The sequence below is a fragment of the Salmonella sp. SJTUF15581 genome (assembly GCF_043356775.1).
Lineage (GTDB): Bacteria > Pseudomonadota > Gammaproteobacteria > Enterobacterales > Enterobacteriaceae > Salmonella > Salmonella enterica.
Genome location: NZ_JBEUJY010000005.1, coordinates 134,157 through 155,216, shown reverse-complemented (window position 1 = coordinate 155,216; position 21,060 = coordinate 134,157). Strand labels below are relative to the sequence as shown.

Here is a 21,060-nt window from a genome sequence, read left to right as displayed (position 1 = left end):
GGGAGTGTTGTTACTTCATTACCACTGGAAGCCCGCGCCAATGGCCGCAGAGTAATCGCCCTGGCTGTTGCTGGTTCCTTGCAATTTATACACCCAGCCCCCGCTTTCACTTACCATGGAGACACCAATGGCGACGGCACTTTCACCATTAAACGTACCGCCGGCAATCGAGGTCATGTTGGCGCCCGGGGCGTAGGCTTGTGGCAGACCGGCCATCGCCATCGCTGAAGCGATACCGCCGCTCATCTTGTTCTCTACGCCTTTGATTTTGCTGTTCATTTCACCCATTTTCTGGTCGGTATAGGTGTTTGCTTCTTCGACGCTGCGTTTCAATTGCGCATAGTTAACCGCATCCGTATCATTCACCGCCGCTGAAACATTGCCGATCCGAGTGGTACCGCCACTCCCGTCTCCCAGGTTGAGCACGCTATAGTTAACCGAGCCATCTGCATTGGTTTCATAACGCACGGATCCTGCTTCTGAGGCTTTCAGTTGCGCCACATTAACCGCGTCAGTGTTGTTCACCCCTGCGGCAACGTTGGTAATACGGCGTTGTTGAGTAGAAGAGCCGACAGACACAGTATTAGCTTCATCTGCGACGGAATTTGTGCCTAACGCCACGCTGTTTTCAGCGGCAGCAATAGAGCCAGAGCCAATCGCGACGCTGTCCGCACCCTGGGCATTTGCATCTACGCCATCGGTGTTGGTCTTGAAGTACTTGGTGCTACCGGTAGTGACGATATCGCCAATACCGTTTTCAATATTGGTGACGCGAGTATCAAGACTACTCACCTGCGTGTTCAGGTTATTGATGCTTTCGGTATTCGCGGCAACACGGCTGTCGGTGACTTTCAATTGACCAACGTTAACGGCATCGGTATCTGCCGAACCCGCCGCGACGTTAGTGATCTGACGTTGACCGTCTTCACTGCCGACAGAGAACTCACCGACAGAGTTCTGCGGTGTGTCCATGTTGTAGGCGGTGTAGTCAGTCTGTGCGCCGCGAGTGGTCTGAGAACCATTACCCATTGCAATACTATTTGCATGGTTGGCGCGTGCGTTAGAACCGATAGCAATACCGTTGATGGCATCAGCCATCACCAGTGTATTCAGACCAATACCAATACCTGCATCAGCATTGACGATGGTCTTCGCACCCATTGCCAGTGAGTCAGTTCCGACAGCCAGTGAATCTTCTTCCGTTGAGTTTGCGTGGTAGTACTTGGTCGGTGTAGTAGTGACCGCACCAATGGCATTTTGTAACTGACGAACTGTTACCGCATCTTGCGCTTCAGAGCCGTCAGCAACGTTGGTAATTTGACGATAGCTTTCTCCATCCGTCCCCAATGACAACGCGCCCAGCAACTCTCTGTCTGTTGTATTGTAGCCAATGACGACGCCATCGCTTGTTACGCTCGTTTCTCGTATACCGGTTGTAATAGCGCGGTTAGAGGTGGAGCCACTGCCCAAAGCGATACTGCCATCAATGGTGCTGCTGCTGTTTTGGCCAAGAGCCAGGCTGCCAGCGCCAGAGGCGACGGCGTCGTAACCTACTGCCGTTGCGCCGTTACCCGTTGCGTATGCATCCTGGCCTTCAAGCCCGTTATCATTCGTACGGATGTATTTCACGCCGGTACCATTTTCCGTGATATAGGTTTCGCTGGTATCGCCGGCTAGTTGGCTAATAGATTCATTATACTGAGAAATCAGCATGTTAGTTTCATAGAGCTGAGAACCATTAACAGCGTCAGTACTGTCACTGGCGATTTCACCTGCTGCTACATTGGTTATCTTATTGGTACCGCTGGTACCGTGGCTGGCGCTGAACGCACCCTCTTCGTCATCCCAGCTCAGTGCATCGGTACCAAGATTGGTGATGGACGTATTGATATCCGCGATAGCAGAGGTGTTTTGATCCACCTTCTGGTTGGTTTCATACAACTGTGAGCCGTTTACCGCGTCTGTACTGTCCTCAGAAAGCGCCCCGGCGGCGACATTGGTTATTTTACTGGTGCTTCCACCGTGGTTTGCGCTGAAAGCGCCGATGTCTTCGTCCCATAACAGAGCGTTATCAGTGAGGCCGGTAATGGACGTATTAATGTCGGAGACAGAAGTATTCAGGTTCTCAATCGCGGTGCTGTTCTGAGTGATGTTAGTGGTATTGGCGGCGATATCGGTCGTGTTCTGATCCACTTTTTCATTGGTTTCGAACAGCTGCGAGCCGTTAACCGCGTCGGTACTTTCTTCAGACAGCTCTCCGGCAGCAACGTTGGTGATTTTGTTTGTCGTACTACTTCCGTGGCTGGCAGAGAACGAACTTGTTGTTTCATTCCAGCTCAGATTGTCAGAGCTAAGATTGGTGATGGACGTATTAATATCTGCGATAGCAGAGGTGTTTTGATCCACCCTCTGGTTGGTTTCATACAACTGGGAGCCGTTCACCGCGTCTGTACTGTCCTCAGAAAGGTCCCCGGCGGCGACATTGATGATTTTACTGGCGCTTCCGTTGCGGTTAGCGCTGAATGCGCCAGAGACTGCATCCCATAGCAGTGCATCGTCGGTGAGCGTGGTAACTGAGTTGCTCAGGTTGTTGATACTGGTGGTGTTGGTGGCGATATCAGTGGTGTTCTGATTGATGCTGGTTGTATTGGCAGCGATATCAGTGGTGTTCTGAGACACATTTTCATTGGTGGCAAACAATTGTGAGCCGTTAACGGCGTCGGTGCTGTCCGAAGCCAGGGTACCCGCCGCCAGATTGGTGATTTTGCTGTCGCTTCCGTTGTGGTTAGCGCTGAATGCGCCAGAGGCTGCATCCCACAACAGGGCATCGTCGGTGAGCGTGGTGACGGAGTCGCTCAGGCTGTTGATATTGGTGGTGTTGGTGGCGATATCGGTTGTGTTTTGGTTAATGCTGTCGGTATTGGCGGCGATATCGGTTGTGTTCTGAGACACATTTTCATTGGTGGCAAACAACTGAGAGCCGTTAACGGCGTCGGTGCTGTCAGCGGCCAGGGTACCCGCCGCCAGATTGGTGATTTTACTGTCGCTTCCGTTGTGCTTAGCGCTGAATGCGCCAGTGTCAGCATCCCAAAGCAGGGCATCATCGGTAAGGCCGGTGATGGAATCGCTCAGATTGTTGATATTGGTAGTGTTGGTGGCAATATCAGTGGTGTTCTGATTGATGCTGGTCGTATTGGCGGCGATATCGGTTGTGTTCTGGTTAATGCTGTCGGTATTAGCGGTAATATCGGCAGTGTTTTGGTTGATGCTGTCGGTATTGGTGGCGATATCAGCAGTGTTCTTATCCACTTTCTCATTTGTATCAAACAACTGAGAGCCGTTAACGGCGTCGGTGCTGTCTGCGGCCAGGGTACCCGCCGCCAGATTGGTTAACTTGCTGTCGCTTCCGTTGTGCTTAGCGCTGAATGCGCCAGAGGCTGCATCCCACAACAGGGCATCGTCGGTGAGCGTGGTGACGGAGTCGCTCAGGCTGTTGATATTGGTGGTGTTGGTGGCGATATCGGTTGTGTTTTGGTTAATGCTGTCGGTATTGGCAGCAATATCAGTGGTGTTCTGCGTCACATTGGCGTTGGTTGCAAATAGCTGAGAGCCGTTAACGGCGTCGGTGCTGCTTTCTGATATGGCTCCGTTACCAACGTTGACAATTTTGCGCTTTAGGGCATCACTCCCTACAGAAACTACGTTTTCTTCGGTCGCTGTAGAATTGCTCCCTATCGCGACGGAATTTTTTGCAGAGGTTACCGCCCCACTACCGAAGGCAATGCCATTTGCCGCATCTGACGTTACGGATGTATTGTAACCGAAAGCCATGCTATCCAGAGATGCGGCATTCGCCCCTAATCCTACCGTCAGGCTTCTTTCTGCTGATGATACGGTATCGCGTCCAAGCGCTATTGAATTTTTCCCTGAGGCATTTGCATTTGTTCCCAGTGCGATGGCGTAAAGATTTGAGGCAACTGCGTTTGTACCTACTGCCATAGAGTATTTAGCCGTAGAAGTGGTATGTGCACCTGCCCCTAGCGCCACTGAGCCTATACTCTCAGCAAGGCTATATCCGCCCAACGCAGTGCTGGAAGCCCCAGATGCCTTACTATAGTAACCTATTGCAATACCGGCACCCGCTACATATCCTTTGGACGGATCTTCTGCGACCTTTTCTTTAGTTGTTATTGTTGAATCAGCTTCGGCGCCTTCGCCAATGGCTATCCATCCATTCTCAGTGCCGATCCCTTTCCCTGTATCGTTCCCAGCATTGGCCAGTGCGTCCGCAGAAACCATAATGCTGCTAAGACTGATGAGTGCGGAAACCGCCAGCTTTCTGCGGCCGCTTTTTTTGCCGCGGCTTTTTGCGGTTTCGCTGGTGACAACAAATGTTCCCGTAGCGGCATTCCAGAGGACTCTAAATATTCTGTTCATGAATAAGTGCTTTCCTTTTCTAAAATAATTGTATCAATGGCTATTATTTTTTTGGCTTCTTTTTCGTATCATTAATAGGCTGTATGCTGTCGAATATGACATTCTCCATGTTAATACCTATTTTTAGATACTTAAGATTATTGGGCGATACGCCTTTTAATGTTAGCGTGACGTTTGTCCATGCTCCCGGTAAGAGTTCGATTGTCGAATCCATTTTTGTGTTGAGCAGGAGTTGTCGCCATCGAGGCAGATCTTTTGCCTCGGAAGGTTTTTTCGTACCCCATGTCATATTAAACGCAAGGTTTGATACCGGAATGCTGAGTAAGTTAACTAAATCAAGATGAATAACACTTCCATTATCTATTGGCTCAATAGATAGAATACGCCCGGCTAATCCGATATTGCCGTTGTTAATAATAAAATAGTGCGTTTGTGATGGGTCCAGTTCTGTATAGTCGAATAGCCGTTGTTTGCGTTCAACGCGGCCAACGACTTCGGTGACCTTTTTGGTTGTGTTGATAATCGTAGCTTGTTGTTTTTCTAACAGATCTATCTTTGCTTCTTGTTCTTTTTGTTGTTTTTCTAACAGGTTTATCTTTGTTTCTTGTTCTTTTTGTTGTTCTTTCATTTCTTCAACAAGGTGTTTATCTGCGAAGTAATCACAACCAGATAAAAAGAATGTGAATCCCAACGCAAGCAGGGGGATAAATTTTCCATTTTTGTGCATATGAAATATCCTTGTTAATAATTTATATAATATAAATAGTTAACCTGTTATTTATACAACTAGCTCATCATTCAGCGAGTATTGCCAATAACTCATTAACGTATGGTTAGAATGAAAACATTCGTCGCTTCTATAGAAGCGCGCAAAAACCCGACGTTATTTATCAATTGCTCATAGCAATGCTTTATAAAAATATAATTATAATGTTTATGTATGGGGATTTTTTTCAGGGATGATAATGTTATTTAATTTTGCGGGTCAATCATATTCTGCGGGATATAAGAAAAGGGGATGAAAAAAATTCATTGTATAAATACAAACAGGCATGATAGTGGAATTTTTCATCCTGAAAAAGCAGGGACTACCGTTAAAAATGAACTTGTATATAAGCGGTGTAAATAGTTCCATGAAAAATTCGGAATATAGCCCGATGCTCTCAAGACATCCTCCGTACAACGGGTGTCCTGAGAGCCTGGGATGCGGAAGGTTTAGAACTCGCTCTTCGCGAAACCTGTCATCTCTTTGAGCCCCATTTCCCGGCCCAGCGCCGTCATCGGGTGGACAACAATCAGGCCACGCACGCTTTTCTTCAACTTGCCCATGTCGGCCTGCTCTTTTTTAGTGATCGCGCGGCGAAACGGCAGGTTCATCAGCTTCTGCGCTTCTTTACTCAGTTTCTGGCTGTGTACTTCGCGCAGACGGATAATTTCTGCTTCCAGCGTCTCTTTTTCTTTTTCCAGCTCCGCGTATTTATCGGCGGATTCAACCAGAGAGAGACCTGCCTGCTGGTGGCGAATAGCGTCAAGACGATCGCTCAGGCGTTTAATTTCGTTTTTTTCAACTTCTTTCATGGGATAGCTTCTGATAGAAATGGGATAGATACCCTATAGTATGCGCGCAGTGAGTGATTCTTCACAACTCATGACGTAAAGATAATCAATTATGGCAAGTATTACATCGCTAATTATTTATTTATCTCATTGATAATAAAATATTTTTTTCGAGATAAAAGATGAAGCGCCTTTTTGCCGGCAAGAAAAGCGATTAAGCACATTTTCCTCAATGACAACGCTAAATTGATCCTAAACTCAAATAAGCGACCGCGGGAGTCAGACGCGGGTCCCACATGGAGGATCTATCATGGCAAAAATAGGTGAGAACGTACCACTTCTTATTGATAAAGCCGTCGATTTTATGGCGTCCAGCCAGGCGTTCCGTGAATACCTGAATAAAACGCCGCCGCGTGATTATGTTCCTTCCGAGGTGCCGTCGGAGAGCGCGCCCATTTATTTGCAGCGTCTGGAATATTACCGGCGGCTGTACCGACCAAAAGAAGAAGAAAGGGGTTAACGGCGGGATTTACTTTTGAAAGGCCTTTTTTAAGCTGATTTTAGAAATCAGCTCGGTCAGGGAGAGGACCATCGTCGAACGCACCGCCTGCTGGTAGCGCTGAATTTGCATGGCGTATAGCGCCGCGTCGGACGTATCAAAATGCGGCGGCGGCGGTAGCGCCATGACGCAGTGCAGTTCGCCAAACGGCCCGAGGATTTCATCGTCGGTAAAGGCGTACTCATTGCCGTCGTGATTCAGCTCTTCGCGCAGCGCCATTAACAGCTCCGCATCTTCATATTCGGTGCGGCTGAGTACGCCAAGGCCATAGATAAGTTTCAGACGTACCGAAAGATCGCCCAGCGGCCCGTCGCCATCCAGCAACGGTTCCACAGCGTATTTCACGGCATAGTCGTCTTTGCGAAACACCTGGAGCACCAGAATATTCACCGCCTCGGTCAATAACTCGACGGCGGTAATCAGGAAGCTCCGTACGGTTTTGCCAGCATTCAGACGCTCAAGCACACGATTTTCAAAGGCCTGGGTTTGTTCCATTATTGCCTGCATATCTGACAATCTGTTATTTGGGCGCAGGCTAACCTGCGCCGGATTCTGCGTCATTTGGTCGCGTTATATGCGTTAACCGCCTCCGCCACCACATCGCTATTGGCATCCAGCCCGGAAATTTGCGCCAGCGCGGCCTGCGGGCCTTTTTCGGTAATCAGCGCCGCCAACTCTTGCGCCTGCGGATCTTCATCGCTACGGAAATGCATCGCCGCCGCGATCCCTTTCACCAGATTCACATGCGGCAGACCATATTCCAGGGTGCCAAGCAGCGGTTTGATCAGACGGTCGCCCGCGCTGAGTTTGCGTAGCGGCTGACGACCTACGCGTTCGACGTCATCTTTCAGATACGGGTTTTCAAAACGACCGAGGATTTTCTGAATGTATGCCGCATGTTTGTCGGCATCAAAACCGTAGCGTTTGATCAGCACCGCGCCGCTTTCTTCCATCGCGCCTTTCACCACCGCGCGAATACTCTCATCGAGAATAGCGTCGCGAATGGTTTGATGACCGGCTAATTTGCCGAGGTACGCGGTTATAGCATGACCTGTGTTCAGCGTGAAGAGTTTACGTTCGACAAATGCCATCAGGTTATCCGTTAACTCCATCCCCGGAATGTTTGGCAACGCGCCTTTAAACTGGGTTTTATCGACAATCCACTCGCTGAACGTTTCTACCGTCACTTCCAGCGGATCGTTGGTCGCAGAAGCAGATGGCGGCACAATACGGTCAACGGCGGAATCGACAAAACCGACGTGCTGTTCAACCCAGGCTTTATCGCCATCCGCCAGCGCGTTCATTACGTGGCCTTTCAGCTGCGTGGTGCCGCGCACCATATTTTCACAGGCGATGATATTCAGCGGGGCATCCACGCCCTGCGCCTTACGTTTTACCAGCCCTTTAGCGATAGCCGGAGCGATACGCTCAAGCACCACCGGGCCCACGGCAGTGGTGATTAAATCAACGTGGGCAATCAGGTCGACAACATCATCGCCGATGCTGCTGACAGCGTTGACGCCGGAAACGGTATCCACCTGCTCATTTTCACCCACAACATGAACCTGATAGCTATGACGGGCATTCAGGGCATCGAGTACGACCTGGTTTACATCCGCAAACGTCAGTTGTATCCCCGCGTCAGCCAGCAATTTGCCGATAAAGCCACGACCGATATTACCTGCGCCAAAATGTAATGCTTTCATAGTATTAACCTTCATTAATGTTTTTACCCGAGAGGGCTGGGGTGAGGCTTTTCCCTCAACCTAACCCTCTCCACAAGGGAGAGGATATCGCCTTCATATTTCGAACTGCAGATGCGTTGGCTCTCCTCGCTCACCCCAGTCACGTACTTATGTACGCTCCTGGGGATTCACTGCGTTGCCGCCTTCCTGCAGCTCGAACTATTTTGGGGATGCTTAACTGTTAAGCTTTTTTACCTGCCAGCAGTTCCAGCACTTCATCCACGCTGGTGGTGTGCGCCAGACGTTCGATCACGGATTCATCATCCAGCGCGTTGGTCAGGCTAGTGATGACCTGGATGTGCTCATTGTTACGTGCGGCGATACCAATGACCAGACGGGCAATATCGTCTTCTTCTTCACCGAAGCGTACGCCTTCCGGATACTGGCAGAACACCACGCCGGTTTTCAGCACGCGATCTTTAGCTTCCACCGTGCCGTGCGGAACTGCGATGGATTCACCGAGGTAAGTCGGCGTCAGCTTTTCGCGGTCCAGCATCGCTTCGACGTATTCCGGCTCAACATAGCCGCCTTTCACCAGTTGTTCACCGGCAAAGCGAATCGCCTCTTCTTTGTTAGCGGCTTTACGGCCCAGGAAGATATTCTCCGCACCCAGTTTGAACAGGTTGTTATCACCCTCCTCAAAGCTGTCTTTCAGATGGTCGCGTACTTTCTCTTCATTAGTATTGTGGCGCTGTGCGGCAACCAGACGTTCGGTCAGGCTGGTGTACAGGCCGCTATCCAGGAAGTTGGTCAGCGAAATATGCTGCGCCTGCGGTACCTGACGCATCGCGCGCTCGGTAAGGTCACGGTGAGTAATGACCAGATCCACATCCGGCGGCAGATTGTTAATGGCGCTGTTGGTGACGGAGATCTGGCTCAGGCCCGCATCCTGTACTTTCTTACGCAGTACCCCTGCGCCCATCGCGCTGGAACCCATACCGGCATCGCAAGCCACGATGATTTTACGCACATGGCTCAGGTCGTTGGTCACGTCGCCAGCCGCCAGCGGAGAGGCGCCTTTAGATTCCGCTTTCATGTCCTGCATACGACGGGTGGCCGCTTCAATGTCATCTTCTTCTTTCACTTTGCTGGTTTTCAGCAGAATTGCAGAAACCACGAAGGAGACCGCCATTGCCGCCACGATGGCAGCGATGTTAGCGAAGTAAGCGCCTTTTGGCGTCATCGCCAGTACCGCCAGAATCGAGCCAGGAGAAGCCGGAGAAACCAGACCGCCGTTCAGGATGGTCAGGGTGAATACGCCAGTCATACCGCCAAGGATAACGGCCAGGATCAGACGTGGGTTCATCAGCACGTACGGGAAGTAGATCTCATGGATACCGCCCAGGAAGTGGATAATTGCCGCGCCGCCCGCAGACTGTTTAGCGCTGCCGCGACCGAAGAACATGTACGCCAGCAGGACGCCCATCCCTGGACCCGGGTTAGCTTCAATCAGGAAGAAGATGGATTTACCCATCTCATGGGACTGCTGGATACCCAGCGGTGAGAAGATGCCGTGGTTAATCGCGTTATTGAGGAACAGGATTTTCGCCGGTTCAACAAAAATGGACGCCAGCGGCAGCATATCGTGCGCCACCATGAAGTTAACGCCCGCCGCCAAAATTTTGGACAGGACTTCAACCGCCGGACCAATACCGAGGAACGCCAGGATGGCGAGGATCATACCGATGATGCCAGCGGAGAAGTTGTTCACCAGCATCTCAAAACCGGATTTGATCTTACCGTCTACCCAACTGTCGAATTTCTTAATGCAGTAGCCGCCTAATGGACCGGCGATCATCGAGCCAAGGAACATCGGCATATCCGCGCCGACAATAACGCCCATGGTAGTGATAGCGCCCACCACGCCGCCGCGTTCGCCGCCAACCAGACGACCGCCGGTATAACCGATGAGCAGCGGCAGCAGGTAGGTGATCATCGGACCAACCAGTTTCGCCAGCGTTTCGTTAGGCAACCACCCTGTTGGAATAAATAATGCGGTGATAATACCCCACGCGATAAACGCGCCGATATTAGGCATCACCATATTGCTGAGGAATCGACCAAAGCTTTGCACTTTGATCTTAATATCGGATGACATAAAAACACCCCTTCTTATGTTGCTGTCGCGCAGGCTGAAAGCCCGAGGTTTGTTAATGTAGCGGCAGAGGTAGCCGGACCCTGTAGTGTAGATACTGCGCAATCTGGCACTGAATCGTTCAACTGTCCAGACAGGGACAATTTATGTGATTTGCGTCACATAAATATAGGGGGTAGAGAGGTAATTGATGTGATATTGATCACAAAGTGGCTGTGTAAAAAAACAACGAATCTAATTTTTAGCCCTTAAAAGACCATTTTATGTGAGATATTTCACATTTTTATTTTGGTGCTTTGTTGAATTTTTGTGATCCTCTTCACAAGAAATTTTAAGCCCGGGTAACGCCAATACGATCCGGCAAACATTTTGTCGCGAGCTCACTCACGTTATGTCATTCAGCAACCTCCTTTTGCGTCTCTTTTCGTCTTATTTGAGCCATACTATGATTTTTACTGGTTGGCAAAAAGGACACGGCATGAAACTCATCGGTAGCTACACCAGCCCTTTTGTGCGCAAAATCTCTGTTCTGCTGCTCGAAAAAGGCATTACCTTCGAATTTATTAATGAACTACCCTACGAGGCGGATAACGGCGTGGCGCAATACAACCCTCTGGGTAAGGTGCCAGCGCTGGTGACGGAGAAAGGCGAGTATTGGTTCGATTCGCCGATCATCGCGGAATATATTGAACTGCTGGATATCGCGCCAGCGATGCTCCCGCGTGACCCGATGGCAGCGCTTAAAGTTCGCCAGCTTGAAGCGTTGGCTGACGGCATTATGGATGCAGCGTTGGTTTCTGTACGCGAACAGGCGCGTCCGGCGGCGCAACAATCGGAAACGGAACTGCTGCGCCAGCGGGAAAAAATCAACCGCAGCCTGGATATGCTCGAAAGTTATCTGAGCGACGGGACGCTAAAAACGGATACGGTCAATCTGGCGACTATCGCGATTGCCTGTGCGGTAGGCTATCTCAACTTCCGCCGGGTCGCGCCTGGCTGGTGTGTTAGCCGCCCCCACCTGGTCAAACTGGTCGAAACGCTTTTTCAACGCGAAAGCTTTGCCCGCACCGAAGCGCCAAAGGCTTGACGCGCATTATGTCCGCCTGAGCAAACTCACGTTACAATCCCCCTTATGTCGATATCCCTCTCCCGCCAGGAGAGGGCCACCAACAGCCAGGCATTTTCATGACAAGCGAAACGCGTACACTCTACAGCCAGCTTCCTGCTATCGATCGCTTATTGCACGATAGCGCTTTTCTTTCTCTGCGCGATCGGTATGGCCATACCCAGGTGGTTGATCTGCTTAGGCGGATGCTTGACGACGCGCGCGACGTCATACGGAATACGCAAACGCTTCCCGACTGGTACGCAGACTGGGCGCAAGAGGCGAAACTCCGGCTGGAAAATGCGGCGCAAAGCGCGCTGCGCCCGGTGATTAACCTGACGGGGACGGTGCTGCACACCAACCTTGGCCGCGCATTGCAGGCGCAAGAAGCGATTGAGGCGGTAACGCAGGCGATGCGCGCGCCGGTGACGCTGGAATACGATTTGGATGGCGCCGGGCGGGGGCATCGCGACCGGGCGCTGGCGACGCTGTTATGCCGTATCACCGGGGCGGAGGACGCCTGTATCGTCAATAACAATGCGGCGGCGGTATTGCTGATGCTGGCGGCGACAGCCAGCGGCAAAGAGGTGGTGGTTTCGCGTGGCGAGCTGGTCGAAATCGGCGGCGCGTTTCGTATTCCGGATGTTATGCGCCAGGCGGGCTGTACGCTGCATGAAGTGGGCACCACCAACCGGACGCACGCGAAAGATTACCGTCAGGCGGTAAATGAAAATACCGGGCTGTTGATGAAGGTGCATACCAGTAATTACAGCATTGAGGGCTTTACCAAAACGGTAGAGGAAGCGGAACTAGCGGAAATTGGGCGAGAGCTGGATATTCCGGTGGTGGCGGATCTGGGCAGCGGTTCGCTGGTGGATTTAAGTCAATATGGCTTACCCAAAGAGCCGATGCCGCAGCAGCTCATTGCCGCAGGCGTCAGTCTGGTAAGCTTCTCCGGCGATAAGTTGCTGGGCGGGCCGCAGGCCGGGATCATCGTCGGCAAAAAAGCGATGATTGCCCAACTGCAAAGCCATCCGCTGAAACGCGCTCTGCGCGCGGATAAAATGACGCTGGCGGCGCTGGAGGCAACGTTACGTCTGTATCTGCACCCGGAAGCGTTGGCGGAGAAATTACCCACCCTGCGTCTGTTAACCCGCAGTGAAGCGTCGATTCGCGAACAAGCGCAGCGGTTACAGGCGCGGCTGGCGGCACGTTACGGCGATGAATTTGCGCTGGAGGTTAAACCCTGCCTGTCGCAAATCGGCAGCGGTTCATTACCAGTAGACCGCCTTCCCAGCGCCGCCATGACCTTTACCCCGCACGACGGGCGTGGTAGTCGGCTGGAGGCACTGGCGGCCCGCTGGCGCACGCTGCCTGTACCGGTCATTGGCCGAATTTATGATGGCCGTTTATGGCTGGATATGCGCTGTCTTGAAGACGAAAGCCGGTTTATGGAGATGATGCTGAAATGATTATTGCAACTGCCGGACACGTAGACCACGGTAAAACGACGTTGCTCCAGGCGATTACCGGAGTCAATGCCGATCGCCTGCCGGAAGAGAAAAAACGCGGGATGACTATCGATCTGGGCTACGCCTATTGGCCGCAGCCGGATGGTCGTGTGCTGGGCTTTATCGATGTGCCTGGGCATGAAAAATTCCTCTCTAACATGCTGGCGGGCGTAGGCGGTATCGATCACGCTTTGCTGGTGGTCGCCTGTGATGACGGCGTTATGGCGCAAACGCGCGAGCATTTACAGATCCTGCAACTGACGGGCAATCTCCAGCTCACCGTCGCGCTGACCAAAGCCGATCGCGTGGACGAGGCGCGTATCGGTGAAGTACGTGAAGAGGTACTGGCGGCGCTCGACAACTATGGCTTCGCCGATACCGTTTTATTTGTCACCGCCGCCAATGAAGGACGCGGTATTGCAGAACTTCGCGCTCATTTACAGCAACTTCCTGCACGTTCGCACGCCGCGCAGCATCGCTTCCGTCTGGCTATCGACCGTGCGTTTACGGTGAAAGGGGCGGGACTGGTGGTGACCGGAACGGCGCTGAGCGGAGAGGTAAACGTGGGCGATACGCTATGGTTGACCGGCGTTAATACGCCGATGCGCGTACGAAGTCTACACGCGCAAAATCAGCCCACCGACCATGCGTATGCCGGGCAACGTATTGCGCTCAATATTGCGGGCGATGCGGAGAAGGAGCAGCTTAACCGCGGCGACTGGCTGCTTTCGGATGCGCCGGTGGGGGAGGCTTTTTCCCGGGTGATCGTTTCTCTGGCGCTTCATGCGCCGCTTTCCCAATGGCAGCCGCTACATATTCACCATGCCGCCAGCCATGTGACCGGTCGCGTCTCTTTGCTGGAAGGCGGGCTGGCCGAGCTGATCTTTGATACGCCGTTGTGGCTGGCCGATAATGACAGACTGGTGCTGCGTGATATTTCCGCACGCGCCACCCTTGCCGGCGCACGCGTGGTGACGCTTAAGGCGCCGCGTCGCGGTAAACGTAAGCCAGATTATTTGCACTGGCTTTCAACGCTTGCCGACGCGCAGGACGATAGCGCGGCGTTGGCCATTCATCTGGAACGCGGCGCCGTCAACCTGCCGGATTTCGGTTGGGCGCGTCAGCTTAATCCTCTCGGTATGCGTCAGCTTATTGAGCAACATGGTTTTATCCAGGCCGGAGACAATCTGTTAAGCGCGCCCGTCGCCGCCCGCTGGCAGCGTAAGATTCTTGATACGCTGGCGACCTACCACGAACAGCACCGCGATGAACCGGGGCCGGGACGCGAGCGTTTACGCCGCATGGCCCTGCCAATGGAGGATGAAGCGCTGGTCCTGATGCTGATCGAACGGATGCGCGACGACGGCCTGATTCATAGCCATCACGGTTGGTTGCATCTGCCGGATCATAAAGCAGGATTTAGCGATGAGCAGCAGGCCGTCTGGCAAAAAGTCGAACCGCTATTTGGCGATGAGCCCTGGTGGGTACGCGATCTGGCGAAAGAGACCGGAACGGAAGAACAATTGATGCGGCTGGTGCTGCGGCAGGCGGCACAGCAAGGCATCATTACCGCGATCGTAAAAGATCGGTACTATCGTAACGATCGGATTGTCGCTTTCGCCAATATGATCCGCGAGCTGGATCAAGAGAGAGGATCAACGTGTGCGGCGGATTTTCGCGACAGGCTGAATGTAGGGCGGAAACTGGCCATTCAGATCCTTGAATATTTTGACCGGATTGGATTTACACGACGTCGTGGGAATGATCATTTATTACGTGATGCGTTATTATTTCCGCAAAAAGAATGAAATGGTTAAATTAAATAACAAATGAAGCAATACAATTATTGCGTTGCTTTATAAAAAGCACATCAGGAAATGAACCAGATGTGCTTTTTATTTTTCTGACTTCTTAAAATAGCCAGCGTGAACCTGTTATCAGGATAATTTCACCCGTATTCTTTGCGCCTTATTCAGGCGACTCACGACGAGATTGTGGAACTTTATCGCGCGGCGAAGTAACGCCTTTGCCCGGTGGCGCGGACGCTTACCGGGCCTGCGTAGACGATGCAGGCCGGATAAGGCGTAACACGTTAGCTTCGGGCGAGCTTTTGCTGCGCCAGCCAGACGGCGCCCAGCCTGCCCGCCTGATTTCCCAGTTGGCAGGGCTGAATCGGCACCTGGAGCGCCTCCCACATTTCAAACGTTTCAAGATGCCGCGTCAGGAGCGGGTAGAGCTTTTCCTGTTCGCTTATTCCTCCGCCGATCAGCACCACGCCCGGATCAAACATAGAGATCACGCTGTAAACGCCGCGTGATAGATAACGCGCCCAGTCATTGACCGCCTCACGCAGATGAACATCGGTCGCCATTCGTTCGAAGATCACATCCGCAGGCGGCATCTCTTCGGCAGGCAGCGCCAGCGCCTGGCGGCACGACGCCATTAATCCGCTGGTTGACGCGATTTTATGCATACTTTCGCCATTATTCCCGACCGGCATGACGCCGAATTCACCAGCATGGAAATGTGCGCCGCGATACAGTTCTCGTCCGACGATAATACCGCCGCCAATGCCGGTTCCAATGGTGATACAGACCATGTTTTCATAATGCTGCCCGGCACCTCGCCACATTTCGCCCAGCGCCGCGCAGTTCGCGTCGTTCTCTACGACCAGCGGCAGATCGGTCAGCCCGCTGAACAACTCCATCAGGTTGACGTCATCCAGGTAAGCCAGCGCGCCCGCTTTTGCCGCATGACCGTTATGGGGATTAATATGGCCGGGGAAACTGACCCCGATTGCCGCAATGTCATAGTCCTGTTGGCAACGCGCCACCACATCCTGCCATTTGCGGGTAAACGTGGAGGCGTCCTCTGGCGTATCGAATTGATGATGGGTTAATTCTTCGCCGTCACTGTTAATCACGCCATATTTGACGTGAGTTCCTCCCACATCAATACCGATATATTGCTGCATAGTGTTCTCCGTACGTTAAACAGGCACCTGTTTAGTATGGCTAAAACCAGACGGAGAAACGTAAAGGAAAGTAATTCGTGATTGCTGTCGTAAAGCGGAAAACCATTGGCGAAAAATTCACCAGTACCGTCTACCCTTGTGGAGTACCTTTACAATAAGGAGTTGGTCATGACGAACAATCCCCCTTCAACACGTATTCAGCCAGGTGAATACGGGTACCCACTGAAATTAAAAGCCCGCTATGACAATTTTATCGGCGGTGACTGGGTTGCGCCCGCCGACGGCGAATATTATCAAAACCTGACGCCAGTGACCGGCCAGCCGCTATGTGAAGTCGCTTCCTCCGGTAAAAAAGATATCGATTTAGCGCTCGACGCCGCGCATAAGGCGAAAGATAAGTGGGCGCATACGTCAGTACAAGACCGTGCCGCTATCTTGTTTAAGATCGCCGATCGGATGGAACAAAACCTCGAACTGTTGGCGACAGCGGAAACCTGGGATAACGGTAAACCGATTCGTGAAACCAGCGCCGCCGACGTACCGCTGGCGATCGATCATTTCCGCTATTTCGCCTCCTGTATACGTGCGCAGGAGGGCGGGATCAGCGAAGTTGATAGCGAAACCGTGGCCTACCATTTTCACGAACCGCTTGGCGTCGTGGGGCAGATAATCCCGTGGAACTTTCCGTTGTTGATGGCAAGCTGGAAAATGGCGCCAGCGCTGGCGGCGGGTAACTGCGTGGTGCTTAAACCGGCACGCCTGACGCCGCTTTCCGTTCTGCTGTTAATGGAAGTCATTGGCGATCTGTTACCGCCGGGCGTCGTCAACGTCGTGAACGGCGCGGGCGGCGAGATCGGCGAATATCTGGCGACCTCGAAACGTATCGCGAAGGTGGCGTTTACCGGTTCGACGGAAGTGGGTCAACAGATCATGCAGTACGCCACGCAGAATATTATTCCGGTGACGCTGGAGTTAGGCGGTAAATCGCCCAATATCTTCTTCGCTGACGTGATGGATGAGGAAGATGCGTTCTTTGATAAAGCGCTGGAGGGATTTGCCCTGTTTGCCTTTAACCAGGGCGAGGTGTGTACCTGTCCAAGCCGTGCGCTGGTCCAGGAGTCCATCTATGAGCGCTTTATGGAGCGCGCTATTCGCCGGGTAGAGAGCATTCGCAGCGGGAACCCGCTAGATAGCGGTACACAGATGGGGGCGCAGGTTTCCCACGGCCAGCTTGAGACTATCCTCAATTATATCGATATCGGTAAAAAAGAGGGGGCCGATATTCTGACCGGTGGGCGACGCAAGGAACTGGATGGCGAACTTAAAGAGGGCTATTACCTTGAGCCTACCATTCTGTTTGGTAAGAATAATATGCGCGTCTTTCAGGAGGAGATCTTTGGCCCGGTGCTGGCGGTAACCACCTTTAAAACCATGGAGGAGGCGCTGGAAATCGCTAACGATACCCAATACGGCCTGGGCGCTGGCGTCTGGAGCCGCAACGGCAATCTGGCCTATAAGATGGGGCGCGGCATTCAGGCCGGGCGCGTATGGACCAACTGCTATCACGCCTATCCGGCACATGCGGCGTTCGGCGGCTATAAGCAGTCGGGCATCGGGCGCGAAACGCATAAGATGATGCTGGAACACTACCAGCAAACCAAGTGCCTGCTGGTGAGCTATTCCGATAAGCCGCTGGGGCTGTTCTGACGCAAGAGGTAATGCCCGATGGCGCTGCGCTTATCGGGCCTACCGCATTGATATCAGCCTGGTGGTAATGCCCGATGGCGCTGCGCTTATCGGGCCTACCGCATTGATATCAGCTTGGTGGTAATGTCTGATGGCGCTGCGCTTATCGGGCCTACCGCGTTGATATTAGCCTGGTGGTAATGTCTGATGGCGCTTCGCTTATCAGGCCTACAAAAATTCATCGCAATATACTGATATTGCAAATCTTGTAGGCCGGATAAGGCGCAGCCGCCATCCGGCACAGTATTACCGCTCGTTAACCCAAATCCGCATTTCGCCCTCGCCACGGTTGGCCCAGCTAAACCACGGAATGAAGGTTAGCGTCTGCGGCTGGCGCGATGACGGCGCGTTATCGTAGTGCCACAACGCCTGATGCTGCGCATCTGGGGCGCTTTGCTTCTCGCCTTCAGCCTGAATCAGCATCTTATGCGCAAAAAGCCCTTTGCCCTCAAAGACCCGGAATTCACTCTCTTTCGGTAGCCACAGATTATGCAGTTCTTCGCCGTTATCGGCCTGCTCAAGGCAATAGACCAGCGGCCCGCGCTGAATGGCGACCTTACCGGCGACGTGACGCGCCAGCGGATTGCCATACACGCGGCGAACCGGCATCGGCAGCGTCAGGGTTATCGTATCGCCCTCCTGCCAGGTCCGACGGATATGCAGATAACCTTTGCGAATATCCTGCTCCACTTCCAGCCCGTTGAGCGTCACTTTTGCCTCAGGGCACCAGTCCGGCAGACGTAGCGCCAGCGTGTGACGTACCGGCTGCACAGAGTCGATGGCGATCTTCACCTGCTCATGCCACGGGTAGTTCCCGCTGATTCGCAGTTTGAGCGCGCCATTTTCAACCGGTATTTCCATGCTGTTACCCACGTACATATTGATGTACAGCGCATCCGCACGCGGCGTGTAGATGTAGTGACCAAGGGAGGTGAGCACGCGGGCGATGTTCGGCGGGCAGCAGGCGCAGCCAAACCAGCGCTGGCGGATGGGCTTAACGTGATCGTAAATATGGTTGAATTTTAACGATTTTGGATGCACTTCCAGCGGGTTGACGTAGAAGAAATGCTTGCCATCCAGCGCCATACCGCCGAGGACGGTGTTGTACAGCGCGCGCTCCATCACGTCGGCGTACTGGCTATCGGCTTCCATTTCCAGCATCCGGCGGGCGAACATCATCAGGCCGATTGAAGCGCAGCTTTCCGCATAGACCGAATCATTCGGTAAATCGTAATCGCTGCTAAAGGCTTCGCCGCTGCTCTGGGAACCGATGCCTCCGGTGATATACAGCTGACGCTGCGCCATATTTTTCCACAGGCGCAGGCAGTCCTGGCGTTTGCCTTCATCGTTGCTCAGGCGAGCGAGATGCGCCACGCCAGTCATCAGATAGACAAAACGTACCGCGTGGCCAATGGCCGTCTGCTGCTGCGAAATTGGCAGATGCGCCTGGCTGTAGGCTTTGTCTTTGACCATCCACGCCGGGCCGTAGGTATGCCAGTAAGAGGTTTGGCCGCGTTTTTCGTACTCTTCGTCGTAGAAGTGCGGTTGGGTGCCGCGCTGTCCGATAAAGTAGCTTGCCAGCATCATATAGCGCGGCTGCTCTGTTACCTCATACAGACGCATCAGCGCCAGCTCAATTTCCGGGTGGCCCGGATAGCCGTGCAGCTGATTTTCGCCAGGGCCGAAAGTGCTGTCGATATGATCGGCCAGGCGACAAACGACGTCTAGCAGCCGACGCTTACCGGTGGCCTGAAAGAAGGCGACGCCCGCTTCAATCAGATGCCCGGCGCAATAAAGCTCGTGGCACTCCGCCAGGTTGCTCCAGCGCTCTTGCGGGGCTTTTGCCGTAAAGTACGTATTGAGATAGCCATCGTCACACTGCGCGGCGGCCACCAGTTCAATCACCTCATCGGCGGTTTTCTCAAGCGCGGGATCGGGCTTCTGGCACAGTGACCAGGCAACCGCTTCCAGCCATTTCGCCACGTCGCTGTCCTGAAAGACCATGCCGTAAAAGTCGCCCGTCTGCTGGCCTGCGGCAATGCGGAAATTTTCAATGGCATGGCTGGGTTCAGCCTCTGGAATACGATCGTTTAACGCATCCCACTGGTAAGGAATAACCACATCGCGAACCAGTTGTTGATACTGTCCGAGGAACGGATCGCTGACCGTCAGTTTATGCAGATCGACTTCCAGTACGTTCATTTCGTGCTCCTTAAGGTTGTAGAGGTCATAGATATTCCTCGCTGACGGGGTATTTTATGGCAGTAATTTTTATTTTCGCGTTATGACCTGATTCATTTTGCCCGGATAGCGGTGAGCGACAAGGCGATAAAAGAGTAAAAAAAGATGACGATTCCGACCCGTATTTAAAAATGTGAGATGGATCGAGTGAAAGGACTATTTTTAGTTAATAATCAAAAGCTAATATGAAATACGGTGCTGAATGAGCGGGAAATGACATATTAATGCTCGAATTATCCATGACATTACCGATTAAAGTCCAAAACGGCGGATTATTTATTTCTCGCGGCATTGGGCGTCATCCCGCCAGGCGTCTGCAATCGTGGGAAATTATATTTGTGGAAAAAGGCTGCCTGAAAATTCAGGAAGAAGAATGTGTTTTCTGTGTCGAAGCCGGGGAAAGCCTGTTGCTTTGGCCGCATCGCCGCCATATTGGCGTTGAGGAGTTTCCCGCCGATCTTAAATTTTACTGGCTCCATTTTGAGGTCAAAGCGCCGGACAGCGACCCGCGCTGGCTGACGCATCTTTCCGTGCCGCAGCATACCCAGGTTGCCGATCCGCAGGCGCTGATTGCGCTTTTTCGCCAGTTTATGAACGAGCAGGAAAAGCACCAGCGCAGCCCGGCGCTGGAGTTCATCGTGCTGCTGATTTTGCAGCAGCTCACCGTTGACGCCCGGCAGAATGAAAACGCCGAGGCCGCTGGCGTGTCGCTGGCCTGGAAAGTGCAGCAGCTGATTCGAACGCACTATCACCTGCCGCTTTCCAGCTCGGTTCTGGCGAAAGAACTGCATTGCAATGTGGATTATCTGGGGCGCGTTTATCGGCGGGTATTTCACCTTACGCTAACGGAAGCCATCCACCGCCAGCGGGTGCGCGAGGCGGAAAAGTTGCTGATTAGCGACGCGCGTTCGTTAAAAGAGGTGGCGGAGCGGTGCGGTTTTAATGACGTTGGTTACTTTCGCCAGATCTTCCGCAAGCACACCGGCCTGACGCCTACCGCCTGGAAGCGGCGCTACAGTAAGGAACACGTTAATTCTTGAGTATAATCTTTGGCCCTCTGACAACGCGGTTGCAAACTGAATGCCCGATG

Annotated in this window: 14 protein-coding genes; 6 read left to right on the top strand and 8 right to left on the bottom strand. The window is 52.7% G+C overall.

Annotated elements, in window-relative coordinates:
* Positions 1-18 precede the first annotated feature (18 nt).
* The 3 genes from sadA to ABVN36_RS11365 form a co-directional block, all read right to left on the bottom strand.
* Complete coding sequence (sadA, locus tag ABVN36_RS11375) at positions 19-4,437, bottom strand: trimeric autotransporter adhesin SadA (RefSeq protein WP_050901266.1); 4,419 nt, start codon at positions 4,435-4,437, stop codon at positions 19-21.
* 43 nt (positions 4,438-4,480) lie between these two features.
* Entirely contained in the window at positions 4,481-5,164 is a 684-nt protein-coding gene (locus ABVN36_RS11370; RefSeq protein WP_023138220.1) for a DUF3251 domain-containing protein, read from the bottom strand.
* A 488-nt stretch (positions 5,165-5,652) separates the two neighbouring features.
* Positions 5,653-6,015, bottom strand: a complete 363-nt coding sequence (locus tag ABVN36_RS11365; protein ID WP_000665687.1) for a YibL family ribosome-associated protein — start codon at positions 6,013-6,015, stop codon at positions 5,653-5,655.
* Between the two features lie 289 nt (positions 6,016-6,304).
* Between ABVN36_RS11365 and ABVN36_RS11360 the strand changes: the two genes are divergently transcribed.
* Positions 6,305-6,514 (top strand): hypothetical protein, encoded by a 210-nt coding sequence (locus ABVN36_RS11360; protein ID WP_001062558.1) that lies wholly within the window; start codon positions 6,305-6,307, stop codon positions 6,512-6,514.
* A gap of 9 nt (positions 6,515-6,523) precedes the next feature.
* Here ABVN36_RS11360 and mtlR read toward each other — a convergent pair whose 3' ends face one another.
* From mtlR to mtlA, 3 genes are all read right to left on the bottom strand, one after another.
* Entirely contained in the window at positions 6,524-7,114 is a 591-nt protein-coding gene (gene mtlR, locus ABVN36_RS11355) for a mannitol operon repressor MtlR (protein ID WP_000193201.1), read from the bottom strand.
* The gene (gene mtlD, locus ABVN36_RS11350; RefSeq protein WP_000645391.1) at positions 7,111-8,259 is read right to left on the bottom strand and encodes a mannitol-1-phosphate 5-dehydrogenase; all 1,149 of its coding nucleotides are present in this window, start codon (positions 8,257-8,259) and stop codon (positions 7,111-7,113) included. The genes mtlR and mtlD overlap by 4 nt, the downstream gene beginning before the upstream one ends.
* 220 nt (positions 8,260-8,479) lie before the next feature.
* Positions 8,480-10,396, bottom strand: a complete 1,917-nt coding sequence (gene mtlA, locus ABVN36_RS11345) for a PTS mannitol transporter subunit IICBA (protein WP_000093290.1) — start codon at positions 10,394-10,396, stop codon at positions 8,480-8,482.
* Between the two features lie 475 nt (positions 10,397-10,871).
* On the opposite strand from mtlA, the gene ABVN36_RS11340 reads away from it, so the two are divergent.
* From ABVN36_RS11340 to selB, 3 genes are all read left to right on the top strand, one after another.
* Positions 10,872-11,480: a glutathione S-transferase gene (locus tag ABVN36_RS11340; protein ID WP_000766681.1), complete on the top strand. Its 609-nt coding sequence runs from the start codon at positions 10,872-10,874 to the stop codon at positions 11,478-11,480.
* A gap of 98 nt (positions 11,481-11,578) precedes the next feature.
* Positions 11,579-12,970, top strand: coding sequence for an L-seryl-tRNA(Sec) selenium transferase (selA, locus tag ABVN36_RS11335; RefSeq protein WP_000200188.1), 1,392 nt, complete (start codon positions 11,579-11,581; stop codon positions 12,968-12,970).
* Complete coding sequence (gene selB / locus ABVN36_RS11330) at positions 12,967-14,817, top strand: selenocysteine-specific translation elongation factor (RefSeq protein WP_023138219.1); 1,851 nt, start codon at positions 12,967-12,969, stop codon at positions 14,815-14,817. Before selA ends, selB begins: the two co-directional genes overlap by 4 nt.
* Before the next feature lie 284 nt (positions 14,818-15,101).
* On the opposite strand, the gene ABVN36_RS11325 is transcribed toward selB, so the two are convergent.
* Positions 15,102-15,983, bottom strand: coding sequence for an ROK family protein (locus ABVN36_RS11325; RefSeq protein WP_001188273.1), 882 nt, complete (start codon positions 15,981-15,983; stop codon positions 15,102-15,104).
* A 168-nt stretch (positions 15,984-16,151) separates the two neighbouring features.
* Between ABVN36_RS11325 and aldB the strand changes: the two genes are divergently transcribed.
* Entirely contained in the window at positions 16,152-17,690 is a 1,539-nt protein-coding gene (gene aldB, locus ABVN36_RS11320) for an aldehyde dehydrogenase AldB (RefSeq protein WP_000183988.1), read from the top strand.
* 285 nt (positions 17,691-17,975) lie between these two features.
* Here the strand turns inward: aldB and ABVN36_RS11315 are convergent, their stop codons facing one another.
* Positions 17,976-19,931, bottom strand: coding sequence for a glycoside hydrolase family 127 protein (locus ABVN36_RS11315; protein WP_001650977.1), 1,956 nt, complete (start codon positions 19,929-19,931; stop codon positions 17,976-17,978).
* Positions 19,932-20,194: 263 nt separating this feature from the next.
* Between ABVN36_RS11315 and ABVN36_RS11310 the strand changes: the two genes are divergently transcribed.
* Positions 20,195-21,010 (top strand): helix-turn-helix domain-containing protein, encoded by an 816-nt coding sequence (locus ABVN36_RS11310; RefSeq protein WP_000891816.1) that lies wholly within the window; start codon positions 20,195-20,197, stop codon positions 21,008-21,010.
* The last annotated feature ends 50 nt before the right edge of the window (positions 21,011-21,060 follow it).